The organism is Pseudomonas reinekei (assembly GCF_001945365.1).
Taxonomy (GTDB): domain Bacteria; phylum Pseudomonadota; class Gammaproteobacteria; order Pseudomonadales; family Pseudomonadaceae; genus Aquipseudomonas; species Aquipseudomonas reinekei.
Genome location: NZ_MSTQ01000001.1, coordinates 200,668 through 214,387, shown reverse-complemented (window position 1 = coordinate 214,387; position 13,720 = coordinate 200,668). Strand labels below are relative to the sequence as shown.

Sequence of the window (13,720 nt, the reverse complement as noted above, 5' to 3'; positions counted from 1 at the left end):
TAAGCTGAACAGTTTGCAAGATCACGCAGTTCCTACACGGATCTCCTTTGCACAAACGGGCTGCGCTAATATGCCCACCACTCAAACACGAACAGGGCATGCCTGGCTCAATGTCGGAAAAAGACACCATCTCCATCCAACTGGTGCGTGAAGCGCTGTTGCAAAGCTGCGCCCCGGGCGCTGTCACCGACGAGGTGTTGCACAAGGTCGGCATTGATCCGTCGCTGTTGGACAACAGCGTCGCGCGGGTCCCGGCTACGTCCTACGCGCGACTGTGGCGCTTGCTGGCCCGGCGTGGCGACGATGAGTTTTTCGGCATGGACCCACGCAAGCTCAAGGCCGGCAGCTTCGAGTTTCTGTGCCGCTGCGCCATGCTCCAGCCGAACGTGGCGGCGGGCCTCACCAGCGGCCTGGGCTTCCTGTCGTTAATGCTCGAACGCATGCCCGCCGAATTGGTTCGCCAGCAAAGCCTGGCAGAAATCGTGCTGCTGGAGAGCGACCACGATCCGCGCCGCGCCTTCACCTATTTCACTTACTGGATGATCGTGCACGGCGTGGCGTGCTGGCTGGCGGGGCGGCGGATTCCGATCCTGGCCATCGAGTTGCGTTGCCCGCCGCCGGATTTTTGCGATGACTATCAGGTGATGTTTTCCGAGAACCTGCGTTTCGACCGGCCACGCACGCGGATGATTGTCTCTGCCGATTGCCTCGACCTGCCGATCAAGCGCACGGCGGAAGAACTCAAGCGATTCCTGGCCCATGCGCCGGCCAACATTCTGGTGAAATATCGCGATCCGCAAAGCCTGGCCAACCGTATCAAGCACGACCTGCGGCAACTGCCCGCCGAACAATGGCCGGAAACCGAAGCCCTGGCCCAACGCCTGTGCATGTCGGCTTCGACCCTGCGTCGTCGGTTGTCAGAGGAAGGCCAGACCTATCAAGGGCTCAAGGACAGCGTGCGCAAGGAATTGGCGATTGTCTGGCTGGCCGAGCCGAGCATCAGCTTCGCCGACATCGCCGCGCGGCTGGGGTTTGCCGATGCGAGTTCGTTCTACAAGGCGTTTCGCAAGTGGTCGGGGTCCAATCCGGGGCATTACCGGAGTTTGATTCTGAACGAATCCCATTGATCCGAGATTTGCATCGTCCGGGCTGACGTCATCGCGAGCAAGCTCGCGATGAGGCCCTCACAGGCACTGCACTTCTGGATCTTGGCCAAACCAGTCAAGCAACTTGATAACTTTGACCATTGCCCGGCGCCCCGCGCAGAGCGAGTATTTCCCTGTTAGTTACGGTTCCCCCAACCTAATAAAAACACAGAGGGATTCTGGCAATGCGCGATTACTTGTCTGCTGTTTCACAGTTCAATTATCAGCACACCGTCGACGCCGCACTCGCGGGTGATCTGACAGCCGTCAACGCCTGCGTCGAATGTTGCGACCGCCATGCGTTGCCCGGTCGAATCGCACTGTTTTGGGAAGGACGCGACGGCGCCAGTGCCACGTACACCTTCACCGACCTGCAAGACAAAGCCGCGCGCTTTGCCAATTTCCTGCTGGCCCAAGGCGTGAAAAAAGGCGACAAAGTCGCCGGCCTGTTGCCCCGTAACATCGAATTGCTCATCACCGTGTTTGCCACCTGGCGCATCGGCGCGGTCTACCAGCCGTTGTTCACGGCGTTCGGCCCCAAGGCGATCGAACATCGCCTCGGCTGCTCCGGCGCCAAAGTCGTGGTTACCGATGCAGGCAACCGCTCGAAACTCGCCGAAGTCGCCGATTGCCCGACCATCGTTACCGTCGCTGGCCCAAAAGGCCAAGGCATCGTTCAGGGCGACTTCAGTTTCTGGGCCGAACTGGCCAACTATTCCCACCACTGCGAACCGGTGATGCTGACCGGCGAAGATCCATTCCTGCTGATGTTCACCTCGGGCACCACCGGCCCATCGAAAGCACTGTCGGTGCCGCTCAAAGCCATCGTCGCGTTCCAGAGTTACACCCGCGACGCCGTGGATCTGCGTCCGGAAGATGCGTTCTGGAACGTGGCCGATCCGGGCTGGGCCTACGGCATTTATTTCGGCGTGACCGGTCCGATGGCCATGGGGCACCCGATCACGTTTTACGACGGCCCGTTCACCCTCGAAAGCACCTGCCGCGTCATCAACAAGTACGGCATCACCAATCTCACCGGTTCGCCGACGGCTTATCGTCTGTTGATTGCCGGCGGCGATGAGTTCGCCAAGTCGATCAAGGGCAAGCTGCGAATCGTCAGCAGCGCCGGCGAGCCGTTGAATCCAGAGGTGATCCGCTGGTTCGCCGACCAGCTCGGTGTGGTCATTCACGACCACTATGGCCAGACCGAGCTCGGCATGGTGCTGTGCAATCACCACGCGCTGGAACACCCGATCCACATGGGCGCTGCCGGTTTTGCCTCGCCGGGACACCGCATCGTGGTGCTGGACGACCACTACAAGGAACTGGACGTCGGCCAGCCGGGCATCCTCGCCATCGACCGCACCCAGTCGCCGATGTGCTGGTTCGCCGGTTACGAAGGTGCGCCGACCAAGGCTTTCGTTGGTGATTATTACCTGAGCGGCGATACGGTCGAGTGGAACCCGGACGGCAGCATCAGCTTTGTCGGTCGCAGCGATGACGTCATCACCACCTCAGGCTACCGCGTCGGCCCGTTCGATGTGGAAAGTGCGCTGATTGAACACCCGGCCGTGGTTGAAGCGGCCGTCGTCGGCAAGCCCGATCCGGAGCGCACCGAGCTGGTCAAAGCCTTCGTCGTGCTCAGTGCGCAGTACCGCGCCGAACCCGAATTGGCCGAAGAGCTGCGTCAACACGTGCGCAAACGTCTGGCGGCGCACTCGTACCCCCGTGAAATCGAATTTGTCAGCGAGTTGCCGAAAACCCCAAGCGGCAAATTGCAGCGCTTTATCTTGCGCAACCAGGAGATCGCCAAGGCTCAAGAGGCCGCGGCGAAGAACGTTTCAGCTTGAATCCAAGGAAACAATGATGCAGATCGAAAACAAGGTTTTTCTCGTCACCGGCGGTGCTTCCGGCCTCGGTGCGGCCACCGCTGAAATGCTGGTCGCGGCGGGTGCCAAAGTGATGCTGGTGGACATGAATGCCGAAGCGGTTGCCGCCCAGGCCCAGCGTTTGGGCGCGCACAGCGTGGTCGCGGACATCAGCAACGAAGCGGCGGCTGAAGCGGCGGTGCAGGCGACAGTCAAAGCTTTTGGCGGCCTTAATGGCCTGGTCAATTGCGCCGGCATCGTGCGCGGCGAGAAGATCCTCGGCAAGAACGGTCCGCACGCTCTGGTCAGCTTCAGTCAGGTGATCAACGTCAACCTGATTGGCAGCTTCAACATGCTGCGCCTGGCCTCGGCGGCAATTGCCGAAACCGAGGCGGACGCCGATGGCGAACGCGGCGTGATCATCAATACCGCATCTGCAGCAGCCTACGACGGCCAGATCGGCCAGGCGGCCTACGCAGCGTCCAAAGGTGCGATTGTCAGCCTGACCTTGCCTGCCGCCCGGGAACTGGCGCGCTTCGGCATCCGTGTGATGACCATCGCCCCGGGCATTTTCGAAACGCCGATGATGGCCGGCATGACCCAGGAAGTGCGCGATTCCCTGGCCACTGGTGTGCCGTTCCCGCCGCGTCTGGGCAAGCCTGCCGAATACGCCGCGCTGGTGCGGCATATCATTGAAAACAGCATGCTCAATGGCGAGGTGATCCGTCTCGACGGTGCCTTGCGCATGGCCGCGAAATAAGGAGGATTTGACATGAGCCTTTCCAACGATCCGATTGTCATCGTCAGCGCCGTCCGCACCCCGATGGGCGGTTTTCAGGGCGATTTGAAAAGCCTCACCGCACCGCAACTCGGCGCTGCGGCGATCAAGGCTGCGGTCGAACGCGCCGGTGTCGCCAGCGATGCGGTTGATGAAGTGCTGTTCGGCTGCGTACTGCCTGCCGGCCTCGGCCAGGCCCCGGCCCGCCAGGCGGCACTGGGCGCCGGGCTGGACAAATCCACCCGCTGCACCACCCTCAACAAAATGTGCGGCTCGGGCATGGAAGCGGCCATTCTGGCCCACGACATGCTGGTTGCCGGCAGCGCCGAAGTGGTGATCGCCGGGGGCATGGAAAGCATGTCCAACGCGCCGTACCTGCTGGACCGCGCCCGCAGCGGCTATCGCATGGGCCACGGCAAGGTGCAGGATTCGATGTTCCTCGACGGCCTTGAGGATGCCTACGACAAGGGCCGCCTGATGGGCACTTTTGCCGAGGATTGCGCCGAAACCAACGGTTTCAGCCGCGAGGCGCAGGATGCCTTTGCCATTGCCTCCACCACACGCGCACAACAGGCGATCAAGGACGGCCGCTTCAAGGACGAGATCGTGCCGCTGACCGTGACCGTCGGCAAAGAGCAGGTGACCATCAGCAATGACGAACAGCCGCCGAAGGCCAAACTGGACAAGATCGCTTCACTGAAACCGGCGTTCCGCGAAGGCGGTACGGTGACGGCGGCGAACTCCAGCTCGATCTCCGACGGTGCGGCGGCGCTGGTGCTGATGCGTCGCTCCGAAGCCGATAAGCGCGGGCTGAAGCCGTTGGCGGTGATCCATGGTCACGCGGCGTTCGCCGATACCCCGGGCCTGTTCCCGGTGGCACCGATTGGCGCCATCAAAAAGTTGATGAAGAAAACCGGCTGGTCGCTCAATGACGTGGACCTGGTGGAAGTCAACGAAGCCTTCGCCGTGGTCGGCATGGCCGCGATGACGCATCTGGAAATCCCCCACGAGAAACTCAACGTGCACGGCGGGGCTTGTGCCTTGGGTCACCCGATTGGTGCGTCGGGTGCGCGGATTCTGGTGACGTTGCTTTCGGCATTGCGCCAGAAAGGCCTGAAGCGCGGCGTTGCAGCGATCTGCATCGGTGGTGGCGAAGCGACGGCCATGGCCGTGGAATGCGTGTAGTACGGCTAATGCAATTCCCTGTGGGAGGGGGCTTGCCCGCGATGGCGGTGGGTCAGACAGCATTTATGTTGGCGGGTACGGCCTCTTCGCGGGCAAGCCCGCTCCCACAGGTTCTGTGTTTCAACCCGTTTCTTTGTTCAAGATTTGTAAGGATTCACCATGATCCCCAATGACGACCAACAACAAATCCGTGACATGGCCCGGCAGTTCGCCCAGGAGCGGCTGAAACCCTTCGCCGCCGAATGGGACCGGGAGCACCGTTTCCCCAAGGAAGCCATCGGCGAGATGGCTGAGCTGGGTTTCTTCGGCATGTTGGTGCCGGAGCAGTGGGGCGGTTGCGACACCGGCTACCTGGCCTACGCCATGGCCCTGGAAGAAATCGCCGCCGGCGACGGTGCCTGCTCGACCATCATGAGCGTGCACAACTCGGTGGGTTGTGTGCCGATCCTGCATTACGGCAACGATGATCAGAAAGAACGTTTTCTTAAGCCCTTGGCCAGCGGCGCCATGCTCGGTGCATTTGCCCTGACCGAACCGCAAGCCGGTTCCGACGCCAGCGGCCTGAAAACCCGCGCCAACCTGAACGGCGATCACTACGTGCTCAACGGCTGCAAACAGTTCATCACCTCCGGGCAAAACGCCGGGGTTGTGATTGTGTTTGCGGTGACCGACCCGAGTGCCGGCAAGCGCGGCATCAGCGCTTTCATCGTGCCCACGGACTCGCCGGGCTACGCAGTCGCGCGTGTCGAAGACAAGCTCGGCCAGCATGCGTCGGACACCTGCCAGATCCTCTTCGAGGACGTCAAAGTCCCGGTGGCCAACCGCTTGGGCGAAGAAGGCGAGGGCTACAAGATCGCCCTGGCCAACCTCGAAGGCGGACGCGTCGGTATCGCCTCGCAATCGGTGGGCATGGCCCGCGCCGCGTTCGAAGCGGCCCGCGATTACGCCCGTGAGCGCGAGAGTTTCGGCAAGCCGATCATCGAGCATCAGGCTGTCGCATTCCGACTGGCTGATATGGCGACCCAGATCGCCGTCGCGCGGCAAATGGTGCATTACGCCGCCGCCCTGCGTGACAGCGGTCAACCGGCGCTGGTCGAAGCGTCGATGGCCAAGCTGTTCGCCTCGGAAATGGCCGAGAAAGTCTGTTCCTCGGCGTTGCAAACCCTAGGCGGTTACGGTTACTTGAACGACTTCCCGCTGGAGCGGATCTACCGCGACGTGCGGGTTTGTCAGATCTACGAAGGCACCAGCGATATTCAGCGCATGGTCATTTCGCGCAATCTTTGAAAGAAGGAACACCTACGTGAGCTACGAAACGATTTTGCTGGAAACCCACGGCCGTGTCGGCCTGATCACCCTGAACCGTCCGCAAGCGCTGAACGCGTTGAACGCGCAGCTCGTCAGCGAGCTGAACCATGCCCTCGATGGTTTTGAGGCTGACTCGAACATCGGTTGCATCGTGCTGACCGGTTCGAAAAAAGCCTTCGCCGCCGGCGCCGACATCAAGGAAATGGCCGAGCTGACCTATCCGCAGATCTACCTCGACGACCTGTTCAGCGACAGCGACCGCGTGGCCAACCGCCGTAAGCCGATCATTGCGGCGGTCAACGGTTTCGCCTTGGGCGGCGGTTGTGAACTGGCGTTGATGTGCGACTTTATCCTGGCCGGCGACAATGCCAAATTCGGCCAGCCGGAAATCAACCTTGGCGTGTTGCCGGGCATGGGCGGCACCCAGCGCCTGACGCGCGCCGTGGGCAAGGCCAAGGCTATGGAAATGTGCCTCAGTGGTCGGCTGATCGATGCGGTGGAAGCGGAGCGTTGCGGGATTGTGGCGCGGATTGTGCCGAGCGATGAGCTGTTGGACGAAGCGCTGAAAGTCGCAGCGTTGATCGCCAGGAAGTCCTTGCCGATTGCCATGATGGTCAAGGAAAGCGTCAACCGCGCCTTTGAAGTGAGCCTGTCCGAAGGTGTTCGTTTTGAGCGTCGCGTGTTCCATGCGGCGTTTGCGACGCAGGATCAGAAGGAAGGAATGGCGGCGTTCATTGCCAAGCGTGAGGCCGAGTTCCAAGGCAAATGATGTAGCGTGCTTGTGGGCCTCTTCGCGAGCAGGCTCGCTCCCACAGTGGACCTCATATACACCGAGGATCTACTGTGGGAGCGAGCCTGCTCGCGAAAAACCTGAGGACACCGGATGGATTCAGGTCCCCTCGTCATCGTTGACCTCAATCGCGAGCGAGCTCACCCCTGCAGGTTTTTAAACCAGGTAGTTCTTCAGTTCGCGGGCAATCACCATCCGTTGAATCTCGCTCGACCCTTCATAGATCTGGGTGATCCGCGCATCCCGGTAGTACTTCTCCACCGGGTAATCCTCCAGATAGCCATATCCGCCATGAATCTGAATCGCTGAGGAGCAGACTTTCTCGGCCATTTCCGAGGCAAACAATTTGGCTTGCGAAGCCTCCGACAGGCAGGGTTTGCCCGCCGTGCGCAGGCGTGCGGCATGCAGGATCATCAACCGTGCGGCGTTCAACTGCATGTGCATGTCGGCCAGGAGATTGGCGATGCTCTGGTGCTCGATGATCGGTTTGTCGAACTGCACGCGATCGCGGGAATAGGCCAGCGCCGCTTCGAAGGCTGCGCGGGCGATGCCCAGCGCTTGCGCGGCGATGCCGATGCGGCCGCCTTCGAGGTTGGACAGGGCGATGGCCAGGCCTTTGCCGCGTTCACCCAGCAGGTTGGCCTCGGCAATGGTGCAGTTGTTCAAAGTGACCGCGCAGGTATCCGATGCGCGAATGCCCATCTTGTGTTCGGTGCGGTCGACGATAAAACCGGCAGTGTCGGTGGGCACCAGGAACGCCGAAATACCGCGCTTGCCCAAGTCCGGGTCGGTCACCGCGAACACGATCGCCAGTTTGGCCCGTTTGCCGTTACTGACGAATTGCTTGGAGCCGTTGATGACCCACTGGCCGTCGCGCAGTTCGGCGCGGGTGCGCAGGTTGTGCGCTTCGGAACCGGCCTGGGGTTCGGTCAGGCAAAAGCAGCCGATGGTCTGGCCGCTGGCAAGATCCGCGAGCCAGGTTTGCTTCTGTTCTTCACTGCCGTAGTTGAGCACCGGACCGCAGCCCACTGAGTTGTGGATGCTCATGAAGGCGCCGGTTGCGCCATCGCCCGCGGAAATTTCTTCGACCGCTAGCGCATAGGCCACGTAGTCGACATAGGTGCCGCCCCATTCTTCGGGAACCACCATGCCGAGCAGGCCCAGTTCACCCATCTTCGCCACCAGGGCGTCGTCGATCCAGCCGGCCTTTTCCCAGGCCTGGGCGTGAGGCGCGATTTCGCCGCGGGCAAAGTCCCGGGCCATGTCGCGGATCATGACTTGTTCTTCGGTCAATTCGAGATCGTGCATGGTTCAGCTCCCGCTCTCATCGAAACCGTTGAAGAAACTCGCGACGTGTTCGGCGTCCAGCGCCTGCAAGGTCGGCGGGTTCCAGCGCGGGTTCTTGTCTTTGTCGATCAGCAAGGCGCGCACGCCTTCGATCAGGTCGCCGCGCTCGAACCACTGGCGGTCCAGGTGCAGCTCCAGGGCAAAACATTGTTCAAGGCTCAGGTGCCGTCCGCGACGGAGCATTTCCAGGGTCACGCCCATGGCCAGCGGTGAACGGGTCTGCAGCAGGTCGGCGGTGGCTGTCGCCCATTCGTGGCTGTCGGCGACCGTCACTTCACGCATTTGCTCAACCATACTCGGCACGTCGGGCAGGGCGAAGAAGTGGTCGATGGCCGGGCGTAAAGTCGCCAATGGCGCATCGGGCAATTGCTGTACGGCGAGTTTCGCCAGCAGGCTTTGCAGGTCTTTGAGCGGCGTATCTCGCCATTCGAGCTGATCGAGTTTTTCGTCCAGCGTGGCCAGTTTGCTGCTGTCGAGGTACCAGTCAGCCAAGCCGCAATACAGAGCATCCGCGGCACGGATCTGCACGCCGCTGACCCCCAGGTAAATCCCCAGTTCGCCGGGAATGCGCGGCAGGAAGTAACTGCCGCCGACGTCCGGGAAATAGCCGATGCCGACTTCCGGCATCGCCAGGCGACTTTTCTCGGTAACTACCCGCAGATCGGCGCCTTGCACCAGTCCCATGCCGCCACCGAGGACGAAACCGTCCATCAGCGCCAGCACCGGCTTGCGGTAATGGTGAATCGCGAGATCGAGGGCGTATTCCTCGACGAAGAAATCTTCGTGCAGGGTGTCACCGCTTTTGAAGCTGTCGTACAGCGAGCGGATGTCGCCACCGGCACAAAAAGCCTTTTCACCGGCACCGCGCAAAACCACCGCGTGCACCTGCGAGTCCTGAGCCCAGGCATCGAGCTGGCGGTGCAGGTCGCGCACCATGTCCAGGGTAATGGCGTTGAGGCCGGCGGGGCGGTTGAGGGTCAGATGCCCGATGTGGTTGCGTACCTCGGCCAGCACTTCATGTTGCGTGGCCTCCAGGGTCTGCGTGCCCTTCGATGAAACCTGAGCAGTCATCACTAACTCCCTGCTTTTATTGTTCTTTATTTGAGTAGCTCGCGCGCGAGCGTTGCAGGATCGTAACAGTGCAAATTTGTGATGTACAACCGGGATATGTGCAGGCGCTTACTGCATTTTTGCATGATGATCCCACACCTCTGTGGCGAGGGAGCAAGCTCTCTCGCCACAGGGGCCAGTGTGATCAGGCGCTACGGCTCAACACTTCGCCGATACTGCGCCGCTTGGCGTGCAGTTCACTGGCATGGATCAATTGTTCGAGGTCTTCAGGCGTGACGTCGAAGAAGGCTTCCATCTCGGCCAGGGCCAGTTTCAGGTCCTGGGCAGTGATGGCCTGGGACTCCACGGGAGGATGGTCGGCAGGCACCACCGCCACCGGCTCAGCGGCGCCCTTGGGGTATCGGATGCGCGTCAGGTTGTTATAGGCCAGGGCGCTTAGCAGCATGATCGACGCACCGAGCATCACCGGGCCGAGGGCTTTCCAGTCCATGGCAATGGTTGCCGGGTCAGCCAGCACCAGGATCAGCGCCAACGCGCCAGCCGGGGGATGCAGGCAGCGTAGCCAGCACATCAGCACCAGCGCCATGCCGGCTGCGAGACAAGCACTGCCCAGTGTTCGCCCCAGCACATGGGCCACCAGCAGCGATACCACGCTGGCGCTCAGGTAACCGCCAACAACCGACCACGGCTGCGCCAGTGCACCGGACGACACGGCAAACAGCAACACCGCCGACGCCCCCAGCGGCCCGATCAGGTGGTGCGCCACTTCGATGCCAAATACCTGGCCACACAGCCAGACACTGAGCAAGGTGCCAAGGGCCATGCCGATGGCGGCGCGGCTCCATTCGGAAGGGCGGGTGTTAATGGCGGCGGGCAGCCAGCGAGCGAGCATGATGGTGAATTTTCCAATGAAAAATTTCAGGAAAAAAAAAGGCTTATCTGGGATATCCAGAAAGCCCTTGAAGTTGTTCCAACTATTGGGGGAGGAACGACGACAGTGTGCCGATCATTGCTGATGCTGACAAATTCATATTAATGAAGCTTCAGTTCATTAATTCTGATGTAAAGCTACGCGTCGTCCGCTCATGAAGCACAAGAATCCGCCCATCGCGGTGAGCGCGCTCAAGGCGTAAAACATGGTGGGCGCCGGGGTATGCATCAACAGGAAGCCGCAAATCACCGGGCTCAGGGCGCCACCGAGGGCCGCCAGGTTTTGTGCACCGTAATAGCTGCCGCGCAGTTCTTCCGGGGCCAGGGTGTCGACGAAGAGGAATTCGGCCGGGTAAATGATCATCTCACCGAGGGTGAAGATGAACATTGCCAGGCACCAACTGACCAGGTTGTCGGCCAGGCTGAAGCCAATCAGGCCGAGGATGAACAGGCTGGTGCCACCGGCGATCCAGAAGCGCAGCTTTTCCCGATTGAGGAACCGTCCGATCTGGTACTGCAGCAGGATCACGCTGATGGCGTTGCAGGCGAGCAGCGCGGCCATGATGTTCAGGGCGTCTTTGGAATCGTGGGTCACCAGCAGGTATTGCGACAGGTACAGAGTGAAGCGGCCATGCACCACGGTACTGAGCAGGCAGCCGCAGGTGAACATGATCAGGGTTCGGTCGTTTTTCAGGGTAACCAGGGTCTTGAGAAAACTCTGCGGTGGGCCAATCGTCGGCGTCTGTGCCGAGTCCTTCGGGATGCCGATCATCAGGAAAATGCTGAAAAAAGCGATGCCGCCGGCCATCAGGAACGGTGCAATCGGATAGACGCCAGCAATCACCACACCCAGCATGGGGCCGGTGGCATAGCCGATGTTGGTCAACGTGTAGCGCAGGGAAAACGCCTTGGCGCGTTGGCCCATGGGCAGGTTTTCGCTGAGGATGGCTTTGGAACCGATGAGAAACAGCGCAGACGCGGTCTCGGTGATCACCAGTGTAGCGGTGGTCAGGTAGAGGTTTTCAGCAAAGGTCAGCAGCACAAAGCCGACGGCGCTGGAGAGCATCGCCAAAATCAGCAACCGGCGTTTTTCCAGGCGGTCGATGATGTAGCCGCCATACAGGGCGAGCAGGGTGGCGACGAACACCGCGATACCCAGCAGCAGGCCGACGTCCTGTTGATTCAGGCCCAGTTTGTTGCTCAGGAACAGCGTGAGCAACGGGCTGGTGATGGCGCGGCTGACGACGATGGTCAGTGAAACGATCATCAACCGACGAATAACGAGCGAGTAAGTGGCCACGGTGGGTGCAAATGTCCTTATTCAGATGTTTAGTGTTCGCCGATGGACCGCGTCGTAGCCAATCGCGAGCGGGCTCGCTCCCACAGGGGATCGCATTTCAACCGTCGGAGCGAGCGTGCTTGCGATAAGGCCGGTACTGATTGCACCTTTCAAGTCTGCCGCCGATCCAGTGTACGCACCGGGCCCATTTCTTCAATTCGATCCCGGTAGTGCCGCTCATACACTGAGGCCGGATGGTCGTCGGTCACGGGGGGCGCTGATTCGGCCCACCATTGCGCGACTTCGCCGCCGGTGGTGATCCATACGTCGTCGTGCTGCAACATGCCTTCGAGCAATTCGCGCAACACGCCAATGCGCCCCGGCGTGGCGATGATTTCCGGGTGCAGGCGCAGCACGTAGCACAGGCCGAAGCGGTGAAAGCCGGCGAAGTCCATTTGCAGGTTGCCCAAGGTGTGGCTGTAGGAGGCGATCCGCGATTGCGCCGGAGGGACGGCAGGGCTCAGGTTGAAGGCGAAGTAGGGTTCGTCCTCCAGTTCATAGTGCAGCGGCAGTTCGATCACTTGCGGGGCCGTCGGGTGGGCGAACGGCAGATCATCGCCGCGCCATGACGACGACCAGCGAATGCCCTGAGCGCTGAGTGCCTTGATGAAGCCCGGCGCACCATTGCCGGCGGGGATTCGAAAACCGCTTGGACGTTCACCCGTCAGAGCCGTCAGCGCTTCGCAACCCATGGCGATTTCAGCGCTTTGGGCAGCAAGATCAAGCGTATCGTAGTCCTGATGGCGATACCCGGCGCAGGCGATTTCATGACCGCCAGCCCTGATCGCATGGATGTGTCCGGGATTTTCCTCGGCGACGATGCCGGGCACGAACCAGCTGCTCGGGACGCCAAGTTCCTTGAACAGGCCGAGCAAACGCTCGACCCCGCGCTGGGTGCCGTAACGCCAGACCGACAGGGTCTTGTCGCGACCGGCGACTTCCGGGGCCTGGGTGAGGATGCCGTGGATGTCGTTGTAATCGACCGTCAGTACCACTGCGCAGCGATAGCCCTTGGGCCAGGCATTGGAATCAGCCATGGTGATGCTCCTTCAGCCACCACTGGGCGACATCGCGGCAGGTGGCGAACCACACATCGTCGCGCCGGCGCATGTGTTCGAAGAGTTTTTCCAGCAACAGGATGCGTCCTGGTTTACCGGTGATCTTGGGGTGGAACAGGGTGGTCAGGCACAAGCCTTCGTTCATCGCACCGTCGTACTCGCGGCACCAGTTGTCGAGGGTCAACGCGTAACTGGCCGTGCGGTCGAGGCCTGAGGGGAAGTTCGGTGCGCGGGTGTAGGCGAGTGAGGCGTAGTCGTCCATTTCCCAGCGACCGGGGATTTCCACCAGCGGTGTGTCATGACCCGGCACTTTGACCAGGTACGGCCGGTCATCGCCGCGCATGCTGCTGGAGTAAGTCACGCCGGCCTCTACCAGCATGGCCGGTGTTTCGGCGCGCCAGTCTCCGGAAGGCGTGCGAAAACCTTCGGCGCGGATGTGCAGGTGCTTCCAGAACACCTCGCGGGACAGCTTCATCACGTCCTTTTGCTGTTCCAGCGTCAGGGCGTAGAAAGATTCGTGTTTATAGCCGTGATACGCCACTTCATGCCCGCGCTCGACAATCGCCTGACATTGTTTCGGCCAGTTTTCCACCACCCAGGCCGGGACGAAGAAGGTGGTCGGGATCTTGAACGCATCGAGCAGATCGAGAATCCGTGGCAATGCGCGGTAAGGACCGTATCCGCCGAAGCCAAAATACTCGGGCTTGCGCCAGATCGAACCGTTGAGCATGGCATCACCGGTCGGGCCATCCAGGTCGAAGGCAAGGGCCAGGCAAGCCTTGTGCCGGTCGGGCCAGGTGGGTTGCGGGGAGGCGGACATCTGTGGTGCTCCAGTTATCTTCAAGTAAACACCCGATTCCTGTGGGAGCGAGCCTGCTCGCGATGAGGCCGGGCCAGTCAA

12 protein-coding genes are annotated in these 13,720 nt (G+C 61.1%); 6 read left to right on the top strand and 6 right to left on the bottom strand.

Annotated elements, in window-relative coordinates; translation table 11 throughout:
• The first annotated feature begins 110 nt into the window (after positions 1-110).
• The 6 genes from BVK86_RS01005 (at position 111) to BVK86_RS00980 (ending at position 7,053) form a co-directional block, all read left to right on the top strand.
• The gene (locus tag BVK86_RS01005) at positions 111-1,127 is read left to right on the top strand and encodes an AraC family transcriptional regulator (protein WP_075944945.1); all 1,017 of its coding nucleotides are present in this window, start codon (positions 111-113) and stop codon (positions 1,125-1,127) included.
• Between the two features lie 203 nt (positions 1,128-1,330).
• Entirely contained in the window at positions 1,331-2,995 is a 1,665-nt protein-coding gene (locus BVK86_RS01000; protein WP_075944635.1) for an AMP-binding protein, read from the top strand.
• Between the two features lie 16 nt (positions 2,996-3,011).
• The gene (locus tag BVK86_RS00995; RefSeq protein ID WP_075944634.1) at positions 3,012-3,773 is read left to right on the top strand and encodes an SDR family NAD(P)-dependent oxidoreductase; all 762 of its coding nucleotides are present in this window, start codon (positions 3,012-3,014) and stop codon (positions 3,771-3,773) included.
• A gap of 12 nt (positions 3,774-3,785) precedes the next feature.
• Positions 3,786-4,976, top strand: coding sequence for an acetyl-CoA C-acyltransferase (locus BVK86_RS00990; protein WP_075944633.1), 1,191 nt, complete (start codon positions 3,786-3,788; stop codon positions 4,974-4,976).
• A gap of 159 nt (positions 4,977-5,135) precedes the next feature.
• Complete coding sequence (locus BVK86_RS00985; RefSeq protein WP_075944632.1) at positions 5,136-6,263, top strand: acyl-CoA dehydrogenase; 1,128 nt, start codon at positions 5,136-5,138, stop codon at positions 6,261-6,263.
• Positions 6,264-6,279: 16 nt separating this feature from the next.
• On the top strand, positions 6,280-7,053 hold the full coding sequence (locus BVK86_RS00980) for an enoyl-CoA hydratase (RefSeq protein WP_075944631.1): 774 nt from the start codon (positions 6,280-6,282) through the stop codon (positions 7,051-7,053).
• Positions 7,054-7,230: 177 nt separating this feature from the next.
• On the opposite strand, the gene BVK86_RS00975 is transcribed toward BVK86_RS00980, so the two are convergent.
• From BVK86_RS00975 to BVK86_RS00950, 6 genes are all read right to left on the bottom strand, one after another.
• Entirely contained in the window at positions 7,231-8,382 is a 1,152-nt protein-coding gene (locus tag BVK86_RS00975; RefSeq protein ID WP_075944630.1) for an acyl-CoA dehydrogenase family protein, read from the bottom strand.
• 3 nt (positions 8,383-8,385) lie between these two features.
• Positions 8,386-9,492 carry an enoyl-CoA hydratase/isomerase family protein gene (locus BVK86_RS00970; protein WP_075944629.1) on the bottom strand — a complete coding sequence of 369 codons (1,107 nt, stop codon included), beginning with the start codon at positions 9,490-9,492 and terminating at the stop codon, positions 8,386-8,388.
• A 184-nt stretch (positions 9,493-9,676) separates the two neighbouring features.
• On the bottom strand, positions 9,677-10,384 hold the full coding sequence (locus tag BVK86_RS00965) for an HPP family protein (protein WP_075944628.1): 708 nt from the start codon (positions 10,382-10,384) through the stop codon (positions 9,677-9,679).
• Positions 10,385-10,543: 159 nt separating this feature from the next.
• Positions 10,544-11,722, bottom strand: a complete 1,179-nt coding sequence (locus tag BVK86_RS00960) for an MFS transporter (RefSeq protein ID WP_075944627.1) — start codon at positions 11,720-11,722, stop codon at positions 10,544-10,546.
• A 149-nt stretch (positions 11,723-11,871) separates the two neighbouring features.
• Positions 11,872-12,798, bottom strand: a complete 927-nt coding sequence (locus tag BVK86_RS00955) for a polysaccharide deacetylase family protein (RefSeq protein ID WP_075944626.1) — start codon at positions 12,796-12,798, stop codon at positions 11,872-11,874.
• Positions 12,791-13,639, bottom strand: a complete 849-nt coding sequence (locus BVK86_RS00950) for a polysaccharide deacetylase family protein (RefSeq protein ID WP_075944625.1) — start codon at positions 13,637-13,639, stop codon at positions 12,791-12,793. Before BVK86_RS00950 ends, BVK86_RS00955 begins: the two co-directional genes overlap by 8 nt.
• Positions 13,640-13,720: the final 81 nt, after the last annotated feature.